General features: G+C 50.6%; 20 protein-coding genes and 1 riboswitch. Of the genes, 18 read left to right on the top strand and 2 right to left on the bottom strand.

What is annotated here, in order from left to right; genetic code table 11:
• Nucleotides 1–88: 88 nt before the first annotated feature.
• The gene (locus AAHB90_RS03240) at nt 89–1,195 is read left to right on the top strand and encodes a bile acid:sodium symporter family protein (RefSeq protein ID WP_342083467.1); all 1,107 of its coding nucleotides are present in this window, start codon (nt 89–91) and stop codon (nt 1,193–1,195) included.
• Nucleotides 1,196–1,371: 176 nt separating this feature from the next.
• Here AAHB90_RS03240 and AAHB90_RS03235 read toward each other — a convergent pair whose 3' ends face one another.
• Nucleotides 1,372–1,875: a GNAT family N-acetyltransferase gene (locus tag AAHB90_RS03235; protein WP_342083466.1), complete on the bottom strand. Its 504-nt coding sequence runs from the start codon at nt 1,873–1,875 to the stop codon at nt 1,372–1,374.
• A 141-nt stretch (nt 1,876–2,016) separates the two neighbouring features.
• Nucleotides 2,017–2,112: riboswitch (TPP riboswitch) on the top strand.
• Between the two features lie 70 nt (nt 2,113–2,182).
• Here AAHB90_RS03235 and thiS point away from each other — a divergent pair.
• From thiS to AAHB90_RS03180, 11 genes are all read left to right on the top strand, one after another.
• On the top strand, nt 2,183–2,383 hold the full coding sequence (thiS, locus tag AAHB90_RS03230) for a sulfur carrier protein ThiS (RefSeq protein WP_342083465.1): 201 nt from the start codon (nt 2,183–2,185) through the stop codon (nt 2,381–2,383).
• A 43-nt stretch (nt 2,384–2,426) separates the two neighbouring features.
• Complete coding sequence (gene thiC / locus AAHB90_RS03225; RefSeq protein ID WP_342083464.1) at nt 2,427–4,319, top strand: phosphomethylpyrimidine synthase ThiC; 1,893 nt, start codon at nt 2,427–2,429, stop codon at nt 4,317–4,319.
• Complete coding sequence (locus AAHB90_RS03220) at nt 4,319–5,608, top strand: thiamine phosphate synthase (protein ID WP_342083463.1); 1,290 nt, start codon at nt 4,319–4,321, stop codon at nt 5,606–5,608. The genes thiC and AAHB90_RS03220 overlap by 1 nt, the downstream gene beginning before the upstream one ends.
• Nucleotides 5,602–6,369: a thiazole synthase gene (locus AAHB90_RS03215; RefSeq protein ID WP_342083462.1), complete on the top strand. Its 768-nt coding sequence runs from the start codon at nt 5,602–5,604 to the stop codon at nt 6,367–6,369. Before AAHB90_RS03220 ends, AAHB90_RS03215 begins: the two co-directional genes overlap by 7 nt.
• Entirely contained in the window at nt 6,359–7,477 is a 1,119-nt protein-coding gene (thiH, locus tag AAHB90_RS03210) for a 2-iminoacetate synthase ThiH (RefSeq protein ID WP_342083461.1), read from the top strand. The genes AAHB90_RS03215 and thiH overlap by 11 nt, the downstream gene beginning before the upstream one ends.
• An 89-nt stretch (nt 7,478–7,566) precedes the next feature.
• Nucleotides 7,567–8,616, top strand: coding sequence for a HesA/MoeB/ThiF family protein (locus AAHB90_RS03205; protein ID WP_342083460.1), 1,050 nt, complete (start codon nt 7,567–7,569; stop codon nt 8,614–8,616).
• Nucleotides 8,617–8,624: 8 nt separating this feature from the next.
• A complete protein-coding gene (locus AAHB90_RS03200) occupies nt 8,625–9,431 on the top strand; it encodes a helix-turn-helix transcriptional regulator (protein WP_342083459.1) in 807 nt (268 codons plus the stop codon).
• A gap of 74 nt (nt 9,432–9,505) precedes the next feature.
• Complete coding sequence (locus AAHB90_RS03195; RefSeq protein ID WP_342083458.1) at nt 9,506–10,447, top strand: nitrilase family protein; 942 nt, start codon at nt 9,506–9,508, stop codon at nt 10,445–10,447.
• A gap of 104 nt (nt 10,448–10,551) precedes the next feature.
• The gene (locus tag AAHB90_RS03190) at nt 10,552–11,691 is read left to right on the top strand and encodes an ATP-binding protein (RefSeq protein ID WP_342083457.1); all 1,140 of its coding nucleotides are present in this window, start codon (nt 10,552–10,554) and stop codon (nt 11,689–11,691) included.
• A 115-nt stretch (nt 11,692–11,806) separates the two neighbouring features.
• Nucleotides 11,807–12,688, top strand: coding sequence for a sulfite exporter TauE/SafE family protein (locus AAHB90_RS03185; RefSeq protein WP_342083456.1), 882 nt, complete (start codon nt 11,807–11,809; stop codon nt 12,686–12,688).
• A 63-nt stretch (nt 12,689–12,751) separates the two neighbouring features.
• Entirely contained in the window at nt 12,752–13,219 is a 468-nt protein-coding gene (locus AAHB90_RS03180; RefSeq protein WP_342083455.1) for an NADH-quinone oxidoreductase subunit A, read from the top strand.
• 23 nt (nt 13,220–13,242) lie between these two features.
• Here AAHB90_RS03180 and AAHB90_RS03175 read toward each other — a convergent pair whose 3' ends face one another.
• Entirely contained in the window at nt 13,243–13,986 is a 744-nt protein-coding gene (locus AAHB90_RS03175) for a hypothetical protein (protein WP_342083454.1), read from the bottom strand.
• A 131-nt stretch (nt 13,987–14,117) separates the two neighbouring features.
• Here AAHB90_RS03175 and nuoB point away from each other — a divergent pair, with 131 nt between their 5' ends.
• The 6 genes from nuoB to AAHB90_RS03145 all read left to right on the top strand — a co-directional run bounded on the left by nuoB (nt 14,118) and on the right by AAHB90_RS03145 (nt 26,316).
• Complete coding sequence (gene nuoB, locus AAHB90_RS03170; protein ID WP_342083453.1) at nt 14,118–14,648, top strand: NADH-quinone oxidoreductase subunit NuoB; 531 nt, start codon at nt 14,118–14,120, stop codon at nt 14,646–14,648.
• An 8-nt stretch (nt 14,649–14,656) separates the two neighbouring features.
• On the top strand, nt 14,657–15,199 hold the full coding sequence (locus AAHB90_RS03165; protein ID WP_342083452.1) for an NADH-quinone oxidoreductase subunit C: 543 nt from the start codon (nt 14,657–14,659) through the stop codon (nt 15,197–15,199).
• A gap of 97 nt (nt 15,200–15,296) precedes the next feature.
• Complete coding sequence (locus AAHB90_RS03160) at nt 15,297–16,976, top strand: hypothetical protein (RefSeq protein WP_342083451.1); 1,680 nt, start codon at nt 15,297–15,299, stop codon at nt 16,974–16,976.
• Between the two features lie 61 nt (nt 16,977–17,037).
• Nucleotides 17,038–18,858 carry a hypothetical protein gene (locus AAHB90_RS03155; RefSeq protein WP_342083450.1) on the top strand — a complete coding sequence of 607 codons (1,821 nt, stop codon included), beginning with the start codon at nt 17,038–17,040 and terminating at the stop codon, nt 18,856–18,858.
• Nucleotides 18,859–19,067: 209 nt separating this feature from the next.
• Nucleotides 19,068–21,911, top strand: coding sequence for a carbamoyl-phosphate synthase large subunit (carB, locus tag AAHB90_RS03150; protein WP_342083449.1), 2,844 nt, complete (start codon nt 19,068–19,070; stop codon nt 21,909–21,911).
• A 154-nt stretch (nt 21,912–22,065) separates the two neighbouring features.
• Entirely contained in the window at nt 22,066–26,316 is a 4,251-nt protein-coding gene (locus tag AAHB90_RS03145; protein ID WP_342083448.1) for a T9SS type A sorting domain-containing protein, read from the top strand.
• Nucleotides 26,317–26,326 lie beyond the last annotated feature (10 nt).

Raw genomic sequence — 26,326 nt, 5'->3', positions numbered from 1 at the left:
TCCAGCCTGGTTTTCAGCACTTCCTGTTTGGTGAAACAGACAGGATTTTTCTTTCGCATTTTTCAAATTGCATTTTAAATACATTAATATGAATATTTACAAGCTCATGTCCGGCATCGCCGCGGTTTGTCTGCTGATTGCGCTCTACCTCGCTTTCACCGGAAGCCTCCCCGCCGCCGGCCCCTTCTTTATTGCGTTCTTTCTGTCGTTGGCGGTCAGTTTCCGGGGTTATGAAAAATTGAAAGGTTTTACCTACACCACCGTCATTTTTTCGGCTGTAACGACAGCATTGTACTACCCACAACATTTCCTGACAGTGGGTGACTTTAAACTTTCAACCCTCATCACGCCACTTATCCAGATCATCATGTTCGGCATGGGGACTTCCATGAGTTTCGGAGATTTTGTGGGTGTAGTTAAAATGCCCAAGGGCGTGCTGATCGGCGTTGTGAGCCACTTTATTATTATGCCAACCATCGGTTATACCCTCGCCAACATCAGCGGCTTCCCGCCTGAAATCGCGGCGGGTATCATCCTCATCGGCTGCTCGCCCAACGGGATGGCTTCCAATGTGATCTCATATCTGGCAAAGGCTAACCTGGCCTTGTCCATTACCATCACAGCCATTTCCACGATGCTGGCGCCTATCGTAACGCCGGTCCTGATGAGCATGCTCGCGGGCGCGTTCGTAAAAATCGACACGCTGCATATGATGTGGGATATTATTAAAATGGTGATCATTCCGATCGGCGCCGGGCTGATTTTCAACAAGCTGTTCAGTGGAAAAGTGAAATGGCTGGACGCCGCCATGCCGCTCATTTCCATGGGTGGGATCGCCTTCATTATCGTAATTATCACCGCCGCCGGCCGCGATAGTTTGCTTACCATCGGGCCCGCATTGCTCTTGCTCGTATTGATCCATAACCTTTCGGGGTACACGCTCGGTTACTGGTCGGGACGCCTGTTCAAAATGAGCGAGCGCGACTGCCGCACGATAGCCATTGAAGTAGGTATGCAAAACGGAGGCCTCGCATCCGGTATCGCCAAAGAAATGGGCAAAATGGCGACCGTCGGACTGGCCCCCGCCATTTTCGGCCCGCTCATGAACATTACCGGCTCCATACTCGCTTCGTGGTGGCAAGGCAAGCCCACCGGCGACGAAGAAACTTATGTAGAAACGGGCAGAGCCCATTAAAATGAACAAGGCGCAGTGCATTACCAGCTGCGCCTCGTTTTTATATTGTCAGGTGTTGAATGGGTTGGCAAGTATTGTCAAATATTGTCTATTTGTTTGGGACAACCTCCTGACCATTTCTGACTTCCTCCTGGCTCCTTCCTCCCTTTCGTCCCTCCTCCCTTTCCTCCATAAAATCAATCCTCCTCCAACAAAAGCTGCATATAAACCAGATCCAGCCACTGGTCGAATTTGTAGGCTACCTCTTTGAGATACCCCTTCTCTACAAACCCGTATTTCTTGTGAAATTCAATACTCGCGCGGTTCGAAGCGTCGATACAGCCGATCATCGTATGCAGGCCCGACTCCTTTGCGCGCTGGATAAGGCTACCCAGCAATTTTCCTCCGACGCCCATCCCGCGGGACTTTTCGTCGAGATAAATCGAATGCTCCACGCTGAACTTGTACCCGATTTTCGGGCGGAAAATATTATAGGACCCATAACCGATCACTTCGCCTTCCAATTCCGCCACAATCACCGGCATACCATCATTGAACATCTGCTCAAGCCAGGCCTTTTGCTGATCCAAGGTCCGGGGTTCGTAATCATAAATAGCCGTGGTGTTCAGAATAGCGTGGTTGATAATTTCCAACAGCGAAGGCAGATCCTTAGGAGCAGCACTTCTGATGATCAAATCCATCAAAATAAAGCAGGTCGTTATACAGGTTTAATATTAGGGTCAAAAATACCTTATTATTTTAAAAAATTTCACGCCTGAATCCCTATCCGGCTTACGTTTTTTACTAATTCTTTTGAAAATCGTGAATTTCGAATAGCTTTGCTTCAACTTTAGGGGTGTCCCGACATGCGGACTGAGATCATACCCTTTGAACCTGATGCAGTTAGTACTGCCGAAGGGAAAAGCAGGAGTTACCACTCATGTAGCTCCGTCTATTCTTTCGCTATTGGTCCATTCCTAAGGTTTTGTATTTAAAACTGAATCAGGAATGGAAATCATCTTAAACGGTCAGGCAAAGCAAATCGCCGCCAATTGTACGGTAGGACAACTCGTTTCCGGGCTGTTTCCGTCCGGCAAGGGCATCGCCGTGGCCATCAATCAATCGGTAGTCCCGAAGTCAGACTGGCCCATTCGCCAGCTTTCCCCCAACGACCAGATCACGCTCATTACCGCCACACAGGGCGGCTAGTTACCTATTGTCCAATCCCACCATTTAACCAGAAAACATCATCATGAAAACAGAAAGAACGCCGGAAACCATTACCCGCGATCCGTTCCCCAATTCGCAGAAAATATATGTAAAAGGGCAAATCCACGACATTTCGGTGGCGATGCGCGAGATCCACCTCAACGACACCCGCATTCATGGCGGCGCGCGTCCTGGCCGGGCCGGTGCAAGCGAACCGAACGAACCTGTGACCGTTTACGATACCAGCGGCCCTTACACGGACCCCAACATTGAAATTGACGTAAAAAAAGGGCTTCCCGCATTGCGTGCGGCGTGGGTACGCGAGCGCGGGGATGTGGAGGAACTGGAAACGATTAGTTCCGAGTACGGCCGAATGCGGCTTGCCGACTCCAAACTCGACCATTTGCGGTTTGCACATAATGCCAAGCCGTTACGTGCCAAGGCCGGGCAGAATGTTTCCCAGCTGCATTACGCCAAAAAGGGCATTATCACGCCGGAAATGGAATACATCGCGATCCGCGAAAACCAACGCATCGACGCGCATTTGCAGTCGCTGAACGGAAAGGCGGGTGCATTAGCCCATCAGCACGCGGGCCACAGTTTTGGCGCCAACACGCCGAAAAGCCACATTACCGCTGAATTTGTGAGGCAGGAAGTAGCCGCGGGCAGAGCTGTCATCCCATCCAACATCAACCACCCGGAAAGCGAACCGATGATCATTGGCCGGAATTTCCTCGTAAAGATTAATGCGAATATCGGTAACTCGGCAGTGTCGTCGAGCATCGAGGAAGAAGTGGAAAAGGCTGTGTGGGCCTGTCGGTGGGGTGCGGACACGATCATGGACTTATCGACCGGCAAAAATATCCACGAAACCCGCGAATGGATCATCCGCAACACGCCCGTCCCGATCGGTACCGTGCCTATTTATCAGGCATTGGAAAAAGTGAATGGCAAGGCTGAGGACCTTACCTGGGAGCTTTTCCGCGACACATTGATAGAGCAGGCCGAACAGGGAGTGGACTACTTTACAATCCACGCGGGTGTGCTGCTGCGCTACATTCCGCTGACTGCCAAACGCATTACCGGAATCGTATCCCGCGGCGGGTCCATCATGGCTAAATGGTGCCTGGCGCACCACAAAGAAAACTTCCTTTACACGCATTTTGAGGAAATATGCGAGATCATGAAGGCATATGATGTCGCATTCTCGCTGGGCGACGGCCTGCGCCCGGGAAGTATTGCCGATGCCAACGATGCCGCGCAATTCTCCGAACTCGAAACGCTGGGCGAATTGACCAAAATCGCCTGGAAACACGATGTCCAGACGATCATCGAAGGTCCCGGCCATGTGCCGATGCATTTGATCAAGGAAAATATGGAGAAGCAGTTGAAACACTGCCACGAAGCGCCATTTTACACATTGGGGCCGCTTACGACCGACATTGCTCCTGGCTACGACCATATTACGTCGGCCATCGGCGCGGCCATGATCGGCTGGTTCGGTACGGCGATGCTCTGCTACGTTACTCCCAAGGAGCATTTAGGACTACCCAATAAAAAGGATGTAAAGGACGGGGTAATCACCTACAAAATCGCCGCCCACGCCGCTGACCTCGCCAAAGGGCACCCTGGCGCGCAGTACCGCGACAATGCACTGAGCAAAGCCCGCTTCGAATTCCGTTGGGAAGACCAGTTCAACCTCGCCCTCGATCCGGACACGGCCCGTGAATTCCACGATGAGACCTTGCCGGCCGAAGGAGCCAAAATTGCGCATTTCTGCTCGATGTGCGGCCCCAATTTCTGCTCGATGAAAATCACCCAGGACGTGCGCGACTACGCGGAAGAGAATGGCTTGGATACAGAAGAGGCTGTTATGGAAGGAATGCAGCAAAAGGCACGGGAGTTTGCGGAAAAGGGCAGTGAAATTTATTTGTAATGAAGGAATTGATTGTCATAACACGTCCGGAAATGCTGGCGGGGGAAGCTGGAATTATTAACCAGCTCCTCGCACAGGGGCTTGCGCGCCTGCATGTGCGCAAGCCTCAGTCGACGGAGGAAGAGCTGCGTTCACTACTCGAACAAATCGATCCACAATACCGCGGGCGCATTGCATTGCATCAGCATCATACCCTGGCAAGTGAATTTGGCATTACGGGGCTGCATTTTACAGAAACCGGCAGGCTGGCGCAGCGCGAGGAAACATTGGAAGAATTGAAAAACAATGGGTTCATCATCAGCACTTCCATTCATAAGCCTGTTGATGTCGAAAAACTCTCCCATTGCTTTGATTATATGTTTCTTGGGCCGGTTTTTGATAGTATTTCAAAGAAAAATTATAAGGGGGTATTAACGGATGGCTTCCAATTGGAACGGTTCAACTTCCCCGGAAAGCTGATCGCATTGGGAGGAATAGATCGCACCAAACTTGATCTTGCCGCTTCCCTCGGGTTCGATGGTGTGGCGGTACTGGGTGCAATATGGAGGGAGACGGCGAATGCAGTTGCGGAGTTCCGGGTACTTGCCTCCGCCCTGGTCGCAAGCTCTGGGTTAAAACCCGGCGACGAGGGGATCGGTGCCACCCCCAGGTTAAAACCTGGGGGTGAGATAGATAGGCTGCATTTTATCTCCAATGAGACTGGTACGATGTCGCATATCGACAGCATTCGCCTTGCGCTGGAAGCGGGTTGCCGGTGGATTCAGTTGCGGATTAAAAACCGGCCGGAAGAAGAAGTACTGCCCATTGCATGGGAAGCTACGCGCCTGTGCGACAGCTATGGTGCCAAACTGATTATCAACGACTTCCCGCGGATTGCACTGGCCATTGATGCTTACGGACTGCATCTTGGCCTCACGGACATGCCTGTACCTGAGGCACGTGCGCTTGTGGGCGCCGAAATGATCATCGGCGGCACGGCCAATACCTGGGAAGATATTGCGCGGCGGGTCGACGAAGGGGCCGACTATGTGGGCCTGGGTCCATTTCGGTTTACCAATACCAAGCAAAATCTGAGCCCCATTCTCGGACTCGAAGGCTATCTGCCATTGATGACCCAAATGCGGGAAGCAGGTCATACTACGCCTGTTATCGCCATCGGCGGCATCATACCTGAAGACATCGGCAAGCTCCGCGCGGCAGGCGTTCACGGTGTAGCCATGTCAGCCGCATTGATCGGCTCCGCTGATCCGCAAAAAACTTACCACCAAATCCAAGAAGCATTATGCTGACCATCGCAGATAAAACATTTCAATCCAGGCTCTTCACCGGTACGGGCAAATTCAGTTCGGCAAAGGTGATGGAAGAAGCGCTGCTCGCCTCCGGTTCCGAGCTGGTAACCGTTGCCCTGCGCCGCGTAAATGTGCACGACGCGGGCGACGACATGCTGAACCATTTGACCCATAACCACATCCATTTGCTGCCCAACACCTCCGGCGTGCGCACCGCGAAAGAGGCGGTTTTCGCTGCCCAGCTGGCGCGGGAAGCATTGGAAACCAACTGGCTGAAACTGGAAATCCATCCTGATCCGAAGTACCTCCTGCCCGACCCGATCGAGACCCTGAAAGCTACCGAGGAGCTTGCTAAACTTGGCTTTGTGATACTGCCTTACGTCCACGCCGATCCCGTTCTCTGTAAACGGTTGGAAGCAGCCGGCGCATCGGCGGTAATGCCGCTGGGCTCACCGATTGGCAGTAACAAAGGATTAAAAACCATCGACTTTCTTGAAATTATCATCGAACAAAGTAAAGTTCCGGTGGTCATCGACGCGGGCATCGGAGCACCTTCGGATGCCGCCAAAGCGATGGAAATCGGGGCGGACGCTGTGTTGGTGAATACCGCCATTGCCGTTGCCGGCGACCCGGTGGCAATGGCCGAGGCATTCAAACTGGCTGTCCGGGCAGGAAGAATGGCCTATGAAGCAAAATTGGGTCTGAAAAGTGACCTGGCTGAGGCTAGCAGCCCTTTAACTGCATTTCTGGATGAGTTTTAAAGATGAATTTGCGCGGCACTCCTGGGATACCGTGAAGGAAGCTATCTATTCCAAAACAGCCTCAGACGTGGAAAAGGCACTCTCCGCGACGAAAAGAAGTTTGGAAGATTTCAAGGCGCTTATCTCGCCTGCCGCTGCCGCATATCTGGAACCGATGGCGAAGTTAAGCCGGCAATTGACCCGTAAACGCTTTGGAAATACCATTCAAATGTACGTGCCGCTGTATCTGTCCAATGAGTGCACCAATATATGCACATACTGCGGGTTCAGCCTCGATAACAAGGTACGTCGCCGCACGCTGACCAACGACGAGATACTCCGGGAAGTGGAGGTGATCAAAAGCATGGGTTACGAACATGTGCTGCTGGTTACGGGCGAGGCGAACCAAACCGTACACGTTGAGTATTTCAAAAAGGTGCTGAACCTGATCCGCCCGCATTTCGCCCAGGTATCGATGGAAGTCCAGCCGCTCGACCGCGACGAATATGAAGAACTGATTCCGCTCGGCCTGCATTCGGTGCTGGTTTATCAGGAAACCTATCACCAGGATGATTACCGGAAACATCATCCGAAAGGGAAAAAAGCAAATTTCAACTATCGCCTCGAAACACCCGACCGGCTTGGACAGGCCGGTATCCACAAAATGGGCCTGGGTGTCTTGATAGGCCTGGAAGATTGGCGTACCGACAGCTTTTTCACTGCCTTGCATTTGAGCTACCTCGAAAAAACCTACTGGCAAACGCGTTACAGCCTTTCGTTCCCACGGCTCAGGCCGTTTTCCGGCGGACTCGAACCAAAAGTCGAAATGAGCGACCGTGAGTTGGTGCAACTCATTTGCGCCTACCGGATCTTTAACGAGGAAGTCGAACTGTCACTTTCCACACGCGAATCCGAGAAGTTCAGGAACCATTGCATTCAACTCGGTGTAACATCCATCAGCGCCGGTTCCAAAACTAATCCGGGCGGATATGCCGTCGAGCCGGAATCCCTCGAACAATTCGAGATCTCGGACGAAAGGTCGCCCGCAGAGATCGCCCGAATGATCCGCAATGCCGGCTACGAACCGGTTTGGAAGGACTGGGATGTAAGTTTAATTTTGAATGATTGAATGACCGAATAAGGCATAGTCACTCATTCACCGTTCCACGCCGGATCATTCATTCAATCATTCAGTCATTCAATCATTCAATCATTACCATGTTCACACCCATCGAACGCAAACGATACGCCAGGCAGATCATCATGCCGGAAATGGGCCTGATCGGGCAGGAAAAGCTCCGTACAGGCAAAGTTGCCGTCGTGGGTGCGGGGGGGCTTGGCTGCCCGGTCTTGCAATACCTGGTAGCGGCGGGCGTGGGCGAGATCGCAATCATTGACGATGATACCGTGGATCTCACCAATCTGCACCGGCAAATACTGTACGCTGCCGATGATGTCGGTAAAAACAAGGCCATTACTGCCGTTGAAAAACTCTCGGTGCTGAATCCATTCGTTCGCCTCACCGCCTATCCCGACCGGCTCAATGCCGAAAATGCGGCAGACCTGCTCAACGGTTACGACCTGATTATCGATGGTTCCGACAATTTTGAAACGCGTTATCTGGTCAATGATTTTTGTGTGGAATTGAATAAGCCCTTCGTGTTCGGCTCTATCCTGCGTTTCGAAGGCCAGGTCTCGGTATTCAACTATCGGGGTGGCCCTACCTACCGATGTCTTTTCCCGGATGCGGAAGAGGGTGATAATTGTGCAGAAGCAGGGGTAATGGGCGTTTTGCCAGGCATTATCGGTACCTACATGGCAAATGAAGCGATCAAAATTCTTGCGGGAATCGGCGAACCGCTGTCGGGTAAACTACTGGTGATCAATACCCTTTCAAACAGTCACACAATCTTCCATTTTTCGAAATCCGAAAGCGCAGTACCTTCTAAATCTCCGGAAACCAGGGTGTCGGGACCGTCCGGCAAAGACGACGCGCACGAGATATCTTTCGACGAATTCGAGGCGCTGCAAGTAGCCGGTCCCGACCAGGTTTTACTTGTGGATGTCCGTGAATATTACGAATTTGAGGCAGACAATTTCGGGGGCGAGAATATCCCGCTGTCTGAAATTCCTGAAAATATCGCCCACTTCCCCGCCGGGAAAAAAATCGTTTTCTACTGTAATAGCGGCAAGCGAAGTTTACAGGCAGCCAAATTACTAATACAAAGCGGTTACCAAGGCCAAAGCTTCTGGGCCCAACGCTGGTAATCAAAGCAATGCAGATCAAACCGACAGCCCTCCTTTCCGGAATTGTCCGGCATTTCCTGGTCGTGGAAAGCGATACGCAGTCGACCATGCGGATATTTTCGGATGGAAATACGGGGATAGTGTTCAACTACGGCGACACACTGTTCTATCAAAATGAAATGCAGCCCGGGCCGGCAAGCTTGCCTGTCAGCTTTTTATATGGCCAACTCGACGCGTACCGGAACGTCTGGGCGCATGGGAGCATCCGCCTGCTTATTGCCGTACTTTATCCGTTTGGAGCGGCTGCTTTGTTTAAAATTCCTGCCTCAGAATTGAGAAACCAGATCGTCGGATGCGATGATTGTTTCAAAACCGATGTCGAGTTGGTGAATGATGAAATTGCCTCTTTACCTGCCATTCATGATAAAATAAGGGCGGCGGAGCATTTTTTATTGTCCCAATTGCATGGTTCGGGCAGTGGCAATGCACTGGTAACCCATGCTATCAACGTAATACATTCACAAAACGGCCTTGTTCCCGTTACCCAGCTTGCCGCATTGACCGGCGTGACAGAGCGCCAGCTTCAACGCAAATTTGAGGAACAAATCGGTATTTCTCCGAAACGTTACGCGGGCGTCACCCGCATGCAGTACGCGCTGAGAATGCTTCGAAAAAAATCCACTGATCTTTCATTGGCTGGTATAGCCTGCGAATCCGGCTTCTTCGATCAGGCACACCTGATCCGCGAAATGAAGAACCTGTCGGGACTGACACCCGGCCAATACCTTAGCCCCACGAATGTCCTCGCTGCCAATTTCGTCCGGCTCGGTCATTAGTATTTGCTGCTTGTCGGGTTTGTACAATACACGTGCGATCCATGCATTTACTTTTGAGATAAAAAAACCAAGCTATGAAACCGATCCGAATCGCGACAGCCCAGTTTGAAAACAAAAGCGGCGACAAAGCCTACAACCTCGGCGTGATCCGCCAACTCGCAGGAGATGCGTCAAAAGCGGGTGCAGACGTTATTGCCTTTCATGAATGCTCGGTTACGGGCTACACCTTTGCACGACAACTATCGCGCGAGCAACTGCTCGAAGTCGCCGAGTTTATTCCCAACGGTCCCAGCATCCGCACGTTGCAGGACATTGCAGCGGAGCATAATATTGTCGTTCTCGCAGGTTTGTTCGAAAAAGATGCCGGTGGTAATATGTACAAGGCCTACGTCTGTGTGGACCGCCGCGGCCTTGTTGCCAAATACCGCAAACTGCATCCGTTTATCAACCCGCACCTCACTCCGGGCAGTGAATATGTAATTTTTGATTTGCTCGGATGGAAATGCGGCATTCTCATTTGCTATGACAATAACATCATCGAGAACGTCAGGGCAACGAAGCTGCTGGGCGCCGACATTATTTTCATGCCTCACGTGACCATGTGTACGCCCTCTACACGCCCGGGTGCGGGATTTGTCGACCCTGCACTTTGGCACAATCGCGAAGCCGATCCGACGTCGCTTCGGCAGGAATTCGACGGCCTCAAAGGCAGGGCCTGGCTTATGAAATGGCTCCCGGCCCGTGCTTACGACAACGCAGTTTACGCTGTTTTTTCCAATCCGATCGGCATGGATGACGACCAGCTCAAAAACGGCTGTTCCATGATCCTGGACCCATTCGGCGACATCATCGCCGAATGCCGGAAACTCGACAACGACTTTACCATCGCCACACTGACACCCGAAAAACTGCAACAAGCCGGGGGACACCGCTACATCCAGGCCCGCAGACCTGAACTTTACCGGGATATTATCGGGCAAGGCCATGTTTCTGAACAACGGGTAATTTGGTTGTAAAACCTAAATTCGTTGAGTTAATTCAATGAATTTAGCTAAATTCATTGAATTGATCCAACAAATTTCCTTAAATTCGTTGAGTCAATTCAACTAATTTAGGAAAAATGGACTTCTCAAGACATATTCTTTCACAGCTGATCGATAAGACGTCGTCCAATAAGGTTCTCATCGTGTATGGCGCCCGTCGCGTCGGAAAGACGCATTTAATGAAAACTGTGGAAGAGCAGTTTACCGGCAAATCATTGTTCCTCAATGCAGAAGACCTTGATACGATCAGCTTGCTATCGGACAGACGCGTCGCTGCATACCGCCGCTGGGTGGACGATGTCGACCTGCTTATCATCGATGAAGCGCAGGTTGTACCCGAAATCGGTAAGTCGTTAAAACTGCTTATTGATTCATTTCCCAAATTAACCATCCTGGCGAGTGGTTCATCGGCATTTGAATTGTCAAATAAAACCGGAGAGCCCCTCGTCGGGCGCCAGATACGCTTCCAGCTCTTCCCGATCGCACAAATGGAACTGTCGAAACATGAAAATTATCTCGTAACAAAGCAGCAATTAGAAACAAGGCTTATTTACGGCAGCTATCCTGAGGTCTTGAAAAATGAAACTGCCGAAGCCAAAACCGACTACCTCAAAGAACTAGTAAGCGCCTATTTGCTGAAAGACATTCTGATGTTCGAACAGATCCGTTACTCGCATAAAATGCTGCAATTGCTGCAATTGGTTGCTTACCAAACAGGACAGGAGGTTTCTTATGACGAACTTTCCAAAACCCTGCAGATCGACCGGAATACAGTGGAACGGTACCTCGACTTGTTTTCGAAAGTCTTCATTATCACCCGCATCGGTGGGTACAGCAAAAATTTACGAAAAGAAGTGACCAAATCTTCCAAATGGTATTTTCTGGACAATGGGATACGAAATGCGCTGATCAACAATTTCCAACCCCTCTACCAACGGGCGGATATCGGTGCATTGTGGGAGAATTACCTCGTTGCGGAACGGATAAAATACAACTCCTACGCCCGCAAAACACCCCTTACCTACTTCTGGCGTACATACGACCAGCAGGAGCTCGATTGGCTCGAAGTCGCTGACGACCAGTTGAGCGCTTATGAGTTCAAATGGAAAGACACCAAAGTGAAGTTTCCCAAAGCATTTGTAGAAGCGTATCCTGACGCTGCCAAACACTGGATCAACCAGGAAAATTTCATCGATTTTGTTACGGGCGAAATATAGACGAGCGTTACTAAAAGGCACTTTAAGTAAAATTTAATAATCTATCAATTACGTAGATTAAATAGTTTTACTATTTTTGTAAACGCTATATTCCAAAATTCTAAAATTCACGGTAATGCTTGCCAAAGTGCTCTCGCTTAAACTGCCCTCGTCGCCGACCTGGTATATCGTTCCTATCGCGGCCATTCTTCTGTTGTTCGGGCTGCTCCTGACAAACGGGGTCATCAACATCAGCACCGAAGAGGTTACCGGCTTTCTGACAGGCGAGTTCGCCTTGTATGTGCTGGTAGGTTTGGCCGCCCAGCTCGTGGACGGAGCATTGGGAATGGCATATGGAGTTACTTCGAACTCGTTTTTGCTCAGTCTGGGTGTTACCCCCGCAGTGAGCAGCGCCAGCGTGCATTTTGCGGAAATGTTCACTACAGGCGCTTCGGCAATATCGCATTTCCGTTTCAAGAATATCAACAAAAAGCTCTTCAAAAGCCTGCTGATTCCGGGTGTACTCGGCTCGATAACAGGCGCATACCTGCTTTCCGACGTGATCGACGGAAATTCTATCAAGCCGTTCATCGCTTTTTATATGCTGATGCTTGGCGTGATCATCATTCGCAAGGCATTGCAAAAGACATTTGTTAAAAACAAAACCAAACGCATCAGCATTCTCGCAGCAACGGGAGGCTTCCTGGATTCGATTGGAGGCGGCGGCTGGGGGCCGATCGTTACCTCTACCCTGCTTGGACAAGGCCGTGATCCGCGTTACACCATCGGCTCGGTGAATGCCGCCGAATTCGCTGTGGCCTTCGCCAGCGGTATTACTTTTATGCTTTTTACGGGTGTTGACAGCTGGAAAGTGGTTTTAGGCCTCATCGTCGGCGGCGTAATGGCAGCTCCGTTCGGCGCCATGCTCGTGGGTAAAATCAAACGCAAGCCACTGATGCTGCTCGTTGGCATACTGGTAATCGGGCTTAGCATCCGGACCATCCTCCTGAGCATTTAATAATGCCGCTTTCACCATATCCGGCGCATTTTGCCTAGTTTTGCACAAAACAGGCACATTACCATGCTCACCGATTTCGGTTACATCCTGCTCTTCATCATCGCCGCGCTGATATTGCTCGGTGTGATGCTGACCATTGCAAAACTCCTGCGCCCGCATAAGCCCAACGAAGAGAAGCTGACCACTTACGAATCCGGCGAGGAGCCACTTGGCAATGCGAATATCCAGTTCAATGTGCGGTTTTACGTCGTCGCACTGATTTTTGTGCTGTTTGAAGTCGAATTACTATTTCTTTTCCCTTGGTCGGTGGTCTTCGGAAATGAAGAGCTTATCGAGCAAACCAACGGTCAATGGGGCTGGTTTGCGATGGCTGAAATGACCGTTTTCATTGGCATCCTCATCTTCGGCCTCGCCTACGCCTGGGCGAAGGGCTACCTCGATTGGGTGCTACCCAAACCCCAAATTCCGGAAGTCAAATCCCCCGTCCCGGCTGATTTGTACGCGAAGGTGAATGAAAGGTATAAGAAGTAGGCAACTAGCCGATCCAGTTTTACTTAATGCATTCCGCTCCATTTTTTCATGTGCGGTCGTGGGAAGAACACAAAACCAAGTTGGACGTACAGCTGGTTAACTTTCAAACGCGACAAGTCGTCGACCGTTACATTATCCCCCTTCCATTTGCGTCTCCCAAGAATGGGCTGATGGTAGGTAAGCTTGCCGCTCAGGTAGACTTTTTCATTGATTTTGGGCAGGAAATCCATTTTGTAATCGACCCCGATGCCTCCGTGCAGGTTGATATTAGCGGTATAAAGCTTAACCGCCTGGTAGGCCGACGGATTGTTGAGCAACTGTTGGGCCGACACCGAAGCGTTGCTTCTGATATTCAGCCGGTATAGCATGAAATCGGCACCGAGTGGTATCATAACATTCCAGCGGGCATTGTTCACGAGTTTCGGCCCGCCGTCCGTACCAATGCCCAATCCGTTCAGGTATGCCTTGCGCGTGTCGCGGTCGGAGGTATAGTTGGTACTGTTCATGATGATGATCCTGGCCTCCGAGAACCATCTTTGCGATTCTGTACGCCGCGCGAGCACCAGATTGCCCATAAAAGAAGTGAAAGGCTTCACTTGCAGGCGCGAAAGCTGGTCGCGCAGGGCTTTGTTGTTGGGAAGCATACCCAATTCCGCATAAACCGCCATTCCGGTTTTGAAGATCCTGACGGTGGAATCGGATTGGGCCGACGCCGTTCCGATGCAAAAGGCCGAAAGAAGGAAACTGATGAGTAACTTGTGTTTCATAGTGTTGAAGCGTTGCGTTTGTTTTGTAACGTCGCCTGAAACCGTTTCTTGCCAAATATGGTTAGTTTTGCAGGTGGACAATACATGTTAGAGCAATATCCATACCAAAATACGGTATCCTTAAAATATTCATGAACGATCGAATCAAAACCGGCGACGGCGGCATCATCCTGACCAATGCGGAAGACCTGATGAACTGGGCTCGTTTGTCGTCGTTATGGCCGATGGGCTTCGGTTTGGCATGTTGTGCGATTGAAATGATGGCGACCTACGCAGCCAACTACGATCTCGAACGTTTCGGGATTATGCCGCGGCCTTCACCCCGGCAGTCGGACGTGATGATTGTGGCCGGGACCGTTACTTTCAAAATGGCCGACCGTATCCGGCGGTTGTACGAGCAAATGCCCGAGCCTCGTTATGTGATCTCGATGGGAAGTTGCTCCAACTGCGGCGGTCCTTACTGGGAGCACGGCTATCATGTGGTGAAGGGCGTCGACCGCATTATTCCCGTGGATGTATATGTACCCGGGTGTCCGCCCCGCCCCGAAGCGCTGATCGGCGGTTTTATGAAGTTGCAGGAAAAAATCCGCGGCAAGCAGGAAGCTGCTCCCGAACTATTCCTTGAAATGGAAGCCGCAGGCCAGCAAGCCGTTTTATCCTAATCCTTACCATGACTTTTCAGGAAATCACCGATATCGTTACCAGTCAGTTTCCGGAATACATTATTTCGCCGGACACTAAAAATCTGCAACCCGCATTGGTCGTGCCTGTGCAGGGCATTGCGGGTATTTGCCGGTTTTTACACGAAGACGCCCGGCTCTATTTCGACTACCTGGCCTGCATCACGGCCATCGATAATGGCGCAGTGGCCGACACCATGGAACTGGTTTACAACCTCACCTCCATCCCCTACGGCCTGGATCTCACCCTGAAAATCGTTTTTCCAAGAAATACAGCCGAAGGTACTTTGCCTTCTGTCCCGACGGTGAGCCACATCTGGCGCACAGCCGATTGGCACGAGCGTGAAGCTTTCGACCTGATGGGCATAACATTCGAAGGACATCCCGATCTGCGGCGGATTCTACTCCCGGAAGACTGGGAAGGTCATCCGCTCCGCAAAGACTACAATGCGCAGGAACGATACCACGGCATTTACGTCCGCTATGAAGACGGCAAGCTCTTGGAACCATCCTCGGATCCCGACAGGGCATAGCTCGTAGTATCGGTGCATTCGGGCAAATAATGGCACATATTTGGTAGCATGAAAAAGCCTCGTTATTTTTCGTTATCAAATTTTAATGACCACCCGCATGCGCTTCATCTTACTGACAGCCCTCTTCCTCGGCTTTTTGCATTCAGCATTTGCAGTCACCGATTCCCTCATTATAAAGGGCCGGATTAACAATCTCAACGGGAGGCTGTACCGGCAAGCCCCTTTCATTACTTTTTCGCGCAACAACATCCTTCAACCGCAGTCGGAGCTGAGCAAGCAGGCCGATCTGCAAGCCGATGGCACTTTTCGCGTGTCGCTTCCCATGCTCTTCCCGCAGGAGGAAATCTATGTGGACTATGCCGGAAAAGCATTTACGACCTTTCTCGGCTCACCGGGGACCGTAGAAATCACCTTCGACGGCGATTCTATCGGCAAGGCCAAAAAGCTTTTCTTTTTTGCCGGTGCCAACGCAGATGCCAACAATCAATATCCTTTATACCTGGCTGCCGAAAACCAGCGATTGAATAGCAGCCGCACATTAGGTACAGAATTTTTCAAGTCGTTCTGGGAAAAAAGCCCTTCCGATGCGCGCTTTATTGCGGAGAGCCGGGGTGAATTGCGGCTTGGATCGGTAAAAGCCGCTACGCAGCATACGGTGGCATCACCGGTTTTATATAGCTGGGTCAAATCGGTTACCGACGAGGAGCAGTTGCAGATTCTGTACGAACACGCATTGGGAAATCAATACCAAATCAGCAGGGCATTGCTAGACAGCCTGAAACGGCTCGACAAGGCTCCGCTAACCGGACAGCGGGTGATATGGGCGAGCCGGTTCGGTAACTATGCGGACCAACTGGTGGAAGGCAAAAAATTTGATAATCCAAGCCGGACCAACTCTCTGCCGGTGAAGCTGATGGCAGCACTTATCCGTGATAATTCGAAAAACCTTTCGGCAGATGACCGCCAGCACCTGAACCAGATCACGGCAAACGGCCTTGCTGAAAAAGGCGAGCTAGACTTTATGAACAAGCTTTTCGCACGTAATGAGCTCGTGCTAAACCTGTTGTTCAATTACGAACGCGAGAGCCGCATTTACGGAGATTTGTTCGACAGCACGGCCACCGAGTTCCTGAAAGTGCGCTACCTCGCCAAAAACCTTTACAAGTACACCTATCCGCAACAGTTGCTGCTCAATAACCACATCAAATCCAGGACCGGCATTCCACAGTTCAGGCAATCGCTCGACGAACTGATCCAGCTCGAAGTGAAGGACAGCGCGAATATCCGGCAACTGGTAGACTTCAAGAATGCACGTACTGCACCGACGGAGGTATTGCCAGGCTATTATCTTACTGCATCGAACGACCGGGGAACCTCCTGGTTCAACGGCATTATCGATGGTCTGAAAGGGAAAACTGTTTACATTGTCAAATGGAATATCGAGGATACCAAAAGCCGTGAGGAACTGGATTTCATACCTGCATTGCAAGCCAGGGTTCCCGAAGATATCGTCTTTTTGTTCGTGCATTTTTCTACGGAAAATTACACGGTTTCGGACGCAATCCTGAGACAATACATTGTTCGTCACAGGTTAAAGGGCATTCATATGTCGATCAACGACAGCCAGGCGATGGACCTCCTGTTCAGGCTCAATCCACTTGATTTCGCGACGTTTTCTATTGTGAGGCCGAACGGCAAGTTCGCCACCAAAAATGCCCCGGCGCCAAGTGAAACGGAAAAGGCGGCCAAGGCACTGATTGAGGTCGACCGGCAGTAAGTTATACCTCGCATTGGTGCATTTGCGTTAAGAAACAGTTGATTTGGAATCCGGATAGCCCATGTGTAGATATTTGCTGTTGTTTCTGATGCTTTCCTTCGCTGCGTCGGCCCAAAACCCCGACAGCCTGGAAATACACAGCCGCGACAGCATCCGCTACACCAATCTCAAGGCCCGGATGTCGAAAACCAAGTTCTCGCGGGCGGTTTACCGGCTGTTGTTCAGGGACGTATACAACCAGGGAAAGGTTACCGAGGTTAAAGAAATCGAAACGAACCCGTTTACACCCTACGAAGGAATGGTGATCCGGAAGATTTACGTCCGGCAGCTTAACATTCTCGGCGAATCGGTCTACGATACCACGCGGAAAGGGAACCAGCTCGAAAGATTCTTGAGTAAAAGTGTCCATACCAACACCAGAGAAGGGATTATTCGCAAATCTTTCCTGCTATTTTCGGAGGGTGACGACATTCAGGCACACGTATTGAAAGATACGGAACGTCTGCTGCGCTCGAACCGGATGTTTGTCGATGCACGTATTATTGTCATTCCGCGAAAGGATGTAACCTGGATGGCCGATATTATGGTGCTCATTCAAGACGCCTGGTCGCTCAATTTTTCAGGTAGTTTCAGTTCGTTCAAGAAATTCAGGGTCGGGCTCGAAAACATCAACGTCCGGGGGACTACCCACTCGCAGCGAACGGCTATTAAATGGGACTCCACCTTCCAGTTCCGGGCCATTTACACCGTCCCCTATATTGGAAAAACCTTCATTACAGCCCAGGCGAGCTTTATTTTCGAGCGTGATTTGAAAGAACAATCGGTGAGGATGTACCGTCGCTTCATTACGACGGAAACAAAATATGCAGGTGCGCTGGAATTAGGGCATTATAATACACGACAATATAAACGCGAGGTCGAAACCACCGATTCGCTGCGACTTTTGCGCACCGACTATAAATATTACGACTTCTGGATCGGGCGGTCGTTCAAATTCCCGTTCCCAAACAGCAAACTCGCCCAGAACTCGCGGATTGTGACCGCTTTCAGACACAATAAATACAACTATGACGAACGCCCCGAGGTAGCACCCAACCTCAACAAGAATTACTGGAACCGCACGGCAACGCTCGTCAGTCTGGGATTTTCGAACAGGAACTACAAGCGGGATGTCTTGATCTACGGCTTCGGACGGACGGAGGACGTACCTGTGGGTAGCCTTTTCGCATTGACGATCGGACGCGAAAATACAGAGTTCGGAGCGCGTGGCTACGGCGGTATCCAGTTCGCAACCGGTAAGTACCTCCCGCATAATCTCGGATATATGTACACGCTGGCCAACCTGGGGTCCTATTCCAAAAACGGGAGAGCACAGCAAGGGGTGATCAGTGCGGAAATCAACTATATCAGCAATCTGATCCCGTTCCGACACAGTTTCTTCCGCCAGTTTGTTAATGTAAGGTTTGCCAAAGGCATCAACCGCGACCCGCTCGATTACCTCAATATCAGTGGGGACCAGGGCATACGCGGCATCAATAACGACCGGCTCATCGGGACAAAAAAACTGACCATCGGTACCGAAACCGTATTTTTCTCCGACAAAAGTTTGCTGGGCTTCCGGATCGCCTATTTCGTATTCGCGGACATTGGGCTTGTCAATGGTGTACCGCACCTTTGGAAAAGCCCGCTCTACCAGGGTTACGGGCTCGGCTTGCGTCTCCGGAACGAAAATCTGGCTTTCAACACCCTGCAGGTACGCTTCGGGTATTACGTCAATATTCCCGAACTTTCATCCCCCACCCGTTTCGCGGCTTCGGGCAACGTTCCACTGCGTCTACGCGACTTTGACATCTCCGCTCCTGCCATTGCGCCATTCCAATAGCGCGCAAATAAATTTCACAACTACCTGAATAACTGGTTATTAATGACACAATTCTAAAATTTTACAGTTATTTCAACTCACAACCCCTCCATTTTCGGATATGAGGATTAACTTTGTGGAATTTTTGGACGTACCCCTGCTCAAAATCGTCAGGCAACTGCCAAAAGTTGTTCAAGTATTTCCTTCATTTCTACAAATTACCATTTACTGTGCCCAAAAATACGAGTATCAAATCCGTTCTGATTATCGGTTCAGGTCCCATCGTTATCGGTCAGGCGTGCGAGTTTGACTATTCCGGCTCTCAGGCCGCCCGTTCACTACGCGAAGAGGGGATCGAGGTAGTTCTGATCAATTCCAATCCTGCAACAATCATGACTGACCCTATCAGTGCAGATCATGTGTACCTGTTGCCGCTGGAAAAGAAGTACATCGTTGAAATCCTGGAAAAGCACAAGGCGATGGGCAGGCCCATCGACGCGGTACTTCCAACCATGGGAGGCCAAACGGCGCTGAACCTGGCCATTGACTGCGATAAAGCAGGTATCTGGAAAAAGTATGAGGTAGATATCATCGGGGTGGACATCAAAGCGATCGAAACGACCGAAGACCGGGAGAAATTCCGTCTGAAAATGCTCGAACTGGGCGTGAATGTGTGTAAGGGCCGCACAGCCCGCTCTTTCCTCGAAGGAAAAGAGATCGCACAGGAAATCGGCTTCCCGCTGGTAATCCGTCCTTCCTTTACCCTTGGCGGTACGGGAGGTGGATTCGTGGAAAAAGAAGAAGATTTCGACAAAGCACTTAACTACGGCTTGCACGCGTCACCTGTACACGAGGTACTGGTTGAGCAAAGTGTAATGGGCTGGAAAGAATACGAGCTCGAATTGCTCCGTGACAGCAAGGGTAACTTCATCATTATCTGTTCGATCGAAAACTTCGATCCGATGGGTGTGCATACCGGTGACAGTATCACGGTGGCACCGGCGATGACGCTTCCCGACACGTTGTACCAACAAATGCGCGACCTTTCCATCAAAATGATGAATGGCATCGGCAAGTTTGCGGGTGGATGTAACGTGCAATTCTCCGTGAACCCTGCCGACGACAAGATCATCGCCATCGAGATCAACCCGCGTGTATCGCGCTCATCGGCGCTGGCTTCGAAAGCAACCGGTTACCCTATCGCGAAAATCGCTGCGAAAATGGCGATCGGTTACGACCTCGATGAATTGATCAACCCGATCACCGGCAGCACTTCCGCATTCTTCGAACCTTCTATCGACTACGTGATCGTGAAAGTTCCGCGTTGGAACTTCGATAAATTCAAAGGTGCCGACCGCTCACTGGGGCTTCAAATGAAGTCGGTAGGTGAAGCGATGGGTATCGGGCGTAACTTCCAGGAAGCATTGCAAAAAGCATGTCAGTCACTGGAAATTCGCCGCAACGGCCTTGGTGCCGACGGCCGCGAGCTCCGCGACCAGGAGGCGATCAAGCACAGCCTCGCACACCCGAGCTGGGACCGCCTGTTCCATATTTATGATGCATTCAAAATAGGTCTGTCGTTCAAAACGATCCAGAACCTGACTAAAATAGACGCCTGGTTCCTACGCCAGATCGAAGAACTAATCGAACTGGAACACGAAATCGAGAAATTCGACCTGGAAGACCTGCCAAAGGAATTGCTTTTGACAGCGAAACAAAAAGGCTACGCCGACCGTCAGATTGCGCATTTGCTGGGGACAAAAGAAAGCAAAGTGTACGACCACAGGAAGTCGCTGGGGATCAATCGTGTATACAAATGCGTTGATACCTGCGCCGCCGAATTTGAAGCAAAAACACCTTACTACTACTCTACTTTCAATACCTCACAGGAATTTCCCGACAACGAATCGATCGTAAGCGACCGCAAAAAGGTTGTAGTGCTCGGCTCAGGTCCAAACCGGATCGGTCAGGGTATCGAATTCGACTATTCTTGTGTACATGGTGTGTTAGCGGCAAAAGAAGCGGGTTATGAAACGATCATGATTAACTGTAATCCTGAAACTGTTTCGACCGACCCGGATATTTCCGACAAACTATACTTTGAACCTGTTTTCTGGGAGCACGTTTTCGACATTATCCAGCACGAAAAGCCTGAGGGTGTAATCGTACAGCTGGGTGGCCAGACAGCTTTGAAAATGGCTGAAAAACTGGAAAAATATGGTGTAAAAATCATCGGTACCAGCTACCACTCACTCGACTGGGCTGAGGACCGCGGACGATTCTCATCACTGCTCGAAGAGCTTGGCATCCCATTCCCAAAATTCGGAACCGTAAGAACGTCCGACGCTGCCGTTGAACTTTCACGCACGCTAGGCTTCCCGCTACTGGTTCGTCCGAGCTACGTATTGGGTGGACAAAGCATGAAGATCGTGATCAACGAGAAGGAACTGGAACAGCACGTGGTAAAAATCCTGCACGACATTCCCGACAACAACATCCTCCTCGACCACTTCCTCGAAGGTGCGCTGGAAGCGGAAGCCGATGCGATCTGCGACGGTGAAGATGCGTACATTATCGGTGTCATGGAACACATCGAGCCCGCTGGTATCCACTCCGGCGACTCACACGCTGCATTGCCTCCATTCGACCTCACAGCCGACGAAATCCGTCAGATCGAAGAGCACACCCGCAAAATCGCGCTGGCGATGAATGTGAAGGGGCTTATCAACGTGCAATTCGCGATAAAAAATGGCGTCGTGTATGTGATCGAGGCCAACCCGCGTGCATCACGTACCGTTCCATTCATTTGTAAAGCCTACCAGGAGCCTTACGTAAATTACGCGACCAAGCTGATGCTCGGCGACAAGAAAGTGAAAGATTTCGATTTCAAGCCTGTGAAAAATGGCTGGGCGATCAAAATCCCGGTATTCTCGTTCAACAAATTCCCGAACGTGAACAAGGAACTCGGCCCTGAAATGAAATCGACGGGTGAAGCGATCTACTTCATCAAGGATTTGGAAGATGAGTTCTTTCAGAAAATTTACGGCGAAAGAAATCTTTACCTGAGCCGGTAAGAATCATAATTTGCAGGAACATCAAGCCCCGGAGTGATCCGGGGCTTTTTGCATAAAATACTTTTGTAAACGAGAATAAAATAGTGGTCACATTCTCCCAACATATTCTGTATTATGTGCTATTTTCGGGAATTAATTGTAACCACTCCCCTACATGTTTAAGTTTTACGCCTGCATTCTTTCAATGTGGCTTTGTATGTCTTTGGCTGCGAATGCGCAGTCGCCTACAATTGTCCTGAATGGTGATTATTACGCTTCAATCTGCGCGAATGTGCCTTTTCGTCTCAGTGTGACCACCACGGGATCCTTCAATGCGGACAACAAATTTTCAGTCCAAATGCGCGCAGCCGAAAATCAGGCCACCCTGGCCGAATTTCCTGCCGTACTGAGCAATGGAAGATTGGAATTTACCCTCAAAGATTCGGTTACTTATGCCAACCGTCAGGTTCAATTCAGAGCGGTCGCTTCGTCACCTAAGACGCAGACTGGATGGACCTACGGTACATTTGTGTACAGCAGAGGCCGGATTATCCTCAACCCGACCAATCAGAAGGATACTATCAATACATTCGACAATGTGTCGGTTCCTTTTTCAGGAACGAGTGTCGGGGATATCCGGGTGACCCTCAATGATAGTACCCGGTTTAGTTTCTATGCCAATCCCGGCGGCTTTTCGGTTACCCAACCACTCACGGTGCGTAGTACGAATGCCGTGTACACAATTGCACATGCCGAAAACACCTGTGGTGCCATGGAAGTCACCGGGCGCTACCAGCCGGTAATTAATGCTATTTCTGTAAAAACGGTCAGCGTTGCGCCGAATACGGTCTGTGAAAATAGCGAAGTAAAGGTGACCTTCTCGACTGCCGGTACATCATTCAATGCACAAACCAGGTACCGCATCCGCTTTTCAGAGACTTACTGGCAGAGTTCGCGGAGATCGGTGGAAGCACCTGCAACACTGCAAGGCAATTACCTAGTAGCAACTTTCCCCGATAAACTGAAATTGCAGAGCGGTCAGCAGTTTAGTGTACAGGTGATTACTGACAGTCCTGCAACTGTTTCCACGCCTTCACAAAACACTATTACCGTTTGGCCCAAAACCAGTGCCACTTTCGCTACATCAAGCCAGACGACCGACATCGGCAACTCAGTTTATCTGAATGTAAAGGCATACGGGCTTCCGCCCTTTTTGGTGGAGCTCACCGACGGCAGTAAGGTCACCGGCAACTACACGGACCTCGGTTTCCCCGTATCGCCTTCATCCAACCAGAATTATAGCATAAAAAGCGTTACCTCCGGCTGCGGAACCGTAAACATCACCGATCAGGAAGTGCTGCAAATCAAGGTGAGGCCAGGCATCCGCTTCGCCACGGACCCTAATACCGGCCTGATTGCATGCGCGGGCCCAAATACTCGGGTGAAATTCGCTTCCAGCGCTCAGCTTACGGATGCGACGACATATAAAATTAAGGTGAGTCCGAGCAACGGCAACAATTACTACGTAAACGCGAAGCGTTCAGGCGAATATCTGGAATTTCCCCTTTCCACCTCCGTAAGCTATGCCAACACTAGCTTTCAAATTGTCACCACCAACCCCAGCCTGGAATCCAACTATACCTATAATCTCATCATTCAAACCCCTCCCAAAATCAAATACTACGCCAACTCGATGTCTGGCACGGTCCTGGATATTCCGGGCCGTTTGTCTGTATCCTATAACATGGATGGCGGAGCTCCGTACAGGATTGAGGAGATGGACGGAACAGTTAAGACAATTGACACCTGGTACACCAACGGTCCCGAGCTTTTTGTCAAACAACCTACGCAGTATAAGATCAAGTCGATTGCTAATGATTGCTTTAAAAACGAAAATCCGGGCTCGGTAACCTTCACTGTAAAAAATGCGACGGAGCCGGGCATTTACATTGAACCCATCAAAGCCACCATTTGCAACGGCGACAGTGTTGAAGTGGTGTTCGGCACGGTGGGGCAATTCGGTGCCGGTAATAAGTTCACCATTCAGACAAACCAACCCTGCTGTGATTTTAAGCCTCTGCGGGTCGTGGAACAGGGCGGCAAATACAAGGTGAAGATTCCCGCAGAAGCGTCCTACAACTATGAAGGGGAAATTCGCATTGCTTCCTCCAATCCGGTGCTTTTCAGCAATGTCGAGCGCACGCGGATCCAGATTCCAGCGAAGGACTTTTACATATACCCCGACACAAAACCCGAGGAGCCTTACAAATACGTGGCGAGCGATGCCGGTGTTTCGCTGTCAGTGAGTGTAAATACTTCTTTGCTAAGTATGATTTATACGGAAAACGATTTGGAGAAGAGTTATACTTTCGGCCCCTACTCTAATGGTGTCATGGTTAAACCGAAACCAGGCGCAACGACGACCTATGAAATCAAGTCGGTGACGAATGAATGCGGGACGTTCCCAGTGAATAAAAAGACTTACATCCGGTCCATGCCTAACCGCATCCAGTTTATCTCCGGGCTGGCGCCGGTTTACTGCGCAGGATCGCCTCTTGCGCTTCCGTTTAGTATTACGGAAGGACTGGACACCGGCGCAAGTTACTCGCTGGAAATCGCTCCAGGCAACACATCCGATTTCACGCCGCTTGTGACCGGCGAGAAGGGTAAGCAGTTCAATACCAATATCCCTCAAGATTTGGCCACGGGATCTTACCTGCTACGTATCGTATCGTCCGACGGCTCGATATCCGAACCCCAGGGCACTCAAATCTCGGGGCCACCCACCGCAACGCTCTCACCTGACAACGGGCAGAGTAGCCCTGTCAAAATAGAAGCAGGCCAAAACCTGACACTCCGTATCCGCACGGAAGGAGCATCGCCTATCACTGCCATTTTCAGCGACAATTCCCGCCAGGAGTTTTACAGCGGCGACCAGAGCTGGTATGTTACGCCCACCAGAAGCCAGCAGTACAGCATTGTTTCGGTAAGTAATGCATGCGGCTATGGTAGTGCGAGCGGTAAGGTCGATGTGACCGTGAACCCGCGCCTGAACGCCTATTCGCAAAGCACGGCCGTATGCGAGGGCGGTTCAATTACGGTGAATTATGAGCTCATCGGCGACGCAGATCTGTCCGATAGCTATGTGCGCTTCTCCATCAAAGAACAGAGTAGTGACGGAAAAACCATCATGCTGGACTCTACACGGGCCGTTAAAGGCAGCGTCACGCTCAAACTGCCTGACGCATTAACAGGCAGCTATTATTCGATCGTTTGCTCCGTTGCGAAATATAGCCTTTCCACGACGCTGGGTGTAGGTGTCACTACCAAACCAAGCGTGACCCTCTCGGGCAACACGACAATCAACAGCGGTGAGTCGACGCAGCTGATTATCAAAACAAATAAGTATACCTCGGATATGGTGAAATACACCCTTTCCGATGGTACTTCCGGAAGCATTTATGGCTCCGCCGGATCGGGAATCTACGTGACCGTAACTCCGACCAAAACGACAACCTATACCATCACATCCATTGTCAATGGCTGTGGCAATGGCGTGGTTAGTGGCTCGGCTACCGTGGAAGTCAACCCGCCTTCGGAACGTACTGTAACGGTTACAGCGATCATCACCAAATCGGGTTTTAACGCATGTACGGGTGATACGATCAGTGTTGATTACAAGACAGCCGGGTCTTTCTCAGCCGGCAATACCTTCACCGTACAGATTTCGGACAGCACCGGAAGGAACTTCCGGAATGTAACTACCATCGGAAATGCCAAACCCATCCAGGCTGTCGTGCCGGGAGACCTATCACCCACAGCGCAATACCGCATCCGGGTAATTGCATCCGACCCGAACACGGGCAGCGGCGCATACGGCACACCGCTTGCTGCAATGCAAAAAGCGCGGGCTCGTTTCGCATCCGAAACAGTGATCTTCGATGGCGTCAACAATCCGAAGGTAACCGTTCTGCTTGGCGGCGGTGGTCCATGGTACTACCAGTTCGGTACCGATGGCGCGGTGATGAACCGGCAGGCCTACACCTCTACCGACGTCATTGAATTATTCCAGGCATCCCCCAGCCAGTATTATCGGCTGTTCCGGGTTTCCAATGGCTGCGGTATCGGGATCATCGAGTCTCCGTCTACGGTAAAAGTGGAAGTGGTTACAGCAACAGAGCCGAATGCTCCCGCGTTTCAGGTAATCGTCGCACCTAACCCCGTGCAAGATATCCTCACGGTCAAATCCGAAAGTAGCGACGAAAAAACCATTCAGATTATCTCGCAAAGCGGCACCGCTGTCCGTTCCATAAAGACCCGCCAGCGTGAAGAAAGTCTCGACATTCGTCATCTTTCACCGGGCATTTACCTTTTGCATATCAATTCCAAAGGCCGAAATGCCACATTTAAGGTGATCAAACAGTAATTGCTCTCCC

The sequence above is a fragment of the Dyadobacter sp. OTU695 genome (assembly GCF_038440355.1).
Classification (GTDB): domain Bacteria; phylum Bacteroidota; class Bacteroidia; order Cytophagales; family Spirosomataceae; genus Dyadobacter.
Note: the sequence above shows the minus strand (reverse complement) of the source record. Positions and strands in the feature narration are given on the sequence as shown.

What these genes read in the sequence shown, in the direction of transcription:
- AAHB90_RS03240 (WP_342083467.1), top strand. Translation starts at nt 89, where the DNA reads ATGAATATTTACAAGCTCATGTCCGGCATCGCCGCGGTTTGTCTGCTG.
- AAHB90_RS03235 (WP_342083466.1), bottom strand. Translation starts at nt 1,875, where the DNA reads ATGGATTTGATCATCAGAAGTGCTGCTCCTAAGGATCTGCCTTCGCTG.
- thiS (WP_342083465.1), top strand. Translation starts at nt 2,183, where the DNA reads ATGGAAATCATCTTAAACGGTCAGGCAAAGCAAATCGCCGCCAATTGT.
- thiC (WP_342083464.1), top strand. Translation starts at nt 2,427, where the DNA reads ATGAAAACAGAAAGAACGCCGGAAACCATTACCCGCGATCCGTTCCCC.
- AAHB90_RS03220 (WP_342083463.1), top strand. Translation starts at nt 4,319, where the DNA reads ATGAAGGAATTGATTGTCATAACACGTCCGGAAATGCTGGCGGGGGAA.
- AAHB90_RS03215 (WP_342083462.1), top strand. Translation starts at nt 5,602, where the DNA reads ATGCTGACCATCGCAGATAAAACATTTCAATCCAGGCTCTTCACCGGT.
- thiH (WP_342083461.1), top strand. Translation starts at nt 6,359, where the DNA reads ATGAGTTTTAAAGATGAATTTGCGCGGCACTCCTGGGATACCGTGAAG.
- AAHB90_RS03205 (WP_342083460.1), top strand. Translation starts at nt 7,567, where the DNA reads ATGTTCACACCCATCGAACGCAAACGATACGCCAGGCAGATCATCATG.
- AAHB90_RS03200 (WP_342083459.1), top strand. Translation starts at nt 8,625, where the DNA reads ATGCAGATCAAACCGACAGCCCTCCTTTCCGGAATTGTCCGGCATTTC.
- AAHB90_RS03195 (WP_342083458.1), top strand. Translation starts at nt 9,506, where the DNA reads ATGAAACCGATCCGAATCGCGACAGCCCAGTTTGAAAACAAAAGCGGC.
- AAHB90_RS03190 (WP_342083457.1), top strand. Translation starts at nt 10,552, where the DNA reads ATGGACTTCTCAAGACATATTCTTTCACAGCTGATCGATAAGACGTCG.
- AAHB90_RS03185 (WP_342083456.1), top strand. Translation starts at nt 11,807, where the DNA reads ATGCTTGCCAAAGTGCTCTCGCTTAAACTGCCCTCGTCGCCGACCTGG.
- AAHB90_RS03180 (WP_342083455.1), top strand. Translation starts at nt 12,752, where the DNA reads ATGCTCACCGATTTCGGTTACATCCTGCTCTTCATCATCGCCGCGCTG.
- AAHB90_RS03175 (WP_342083454.1), bottom strand. Translation starts at nt 13,986, where the DNA reads ATGAAACACAAGTTACTCATCAGTTTCCTTCTTTCGGCCTTTTGCATC.
- nuoB (WP_342083453.1), top strand. Translation starts at nt 14,118, where the DNA reads ATGAACGATCGAATCAAAACCGGCGACGGCGGCATCATCCTGACCAAT.
- AAHB90_RS03165 (WP_342083452.1), top strand. Translation starts at nt 14,657, where the DNA reads ATGACTTTTCAGGAAATCACCGATATCGTTACCAGTCAGTTTCCGGAA.
- AAHB90_RS03160 (WP_342083451.1), top strand. Translation starts at nt 15,297, where the DNA reads ATGCGCTTCATCTTACTGACAGCCCTCTTCCTCGGCTTTTTGCATTCA.
- AAHB90_RS03155 (WP_342083450.1), top strand. Translation starts at nt 17,038, where the DNA reads ATGTGTAGATATTTGCTGTTGTTTCTGATGCTTTCCTTCGCTGCGTCG.
- AAHB90_RS03145 (WP_342083448.1), top strand. Translation starts at nt 22,066, where the DNA reads ATGTTTAAGTTTTACGCCTGCATTCTTTCAATGTGGCTTTGTATGTCT.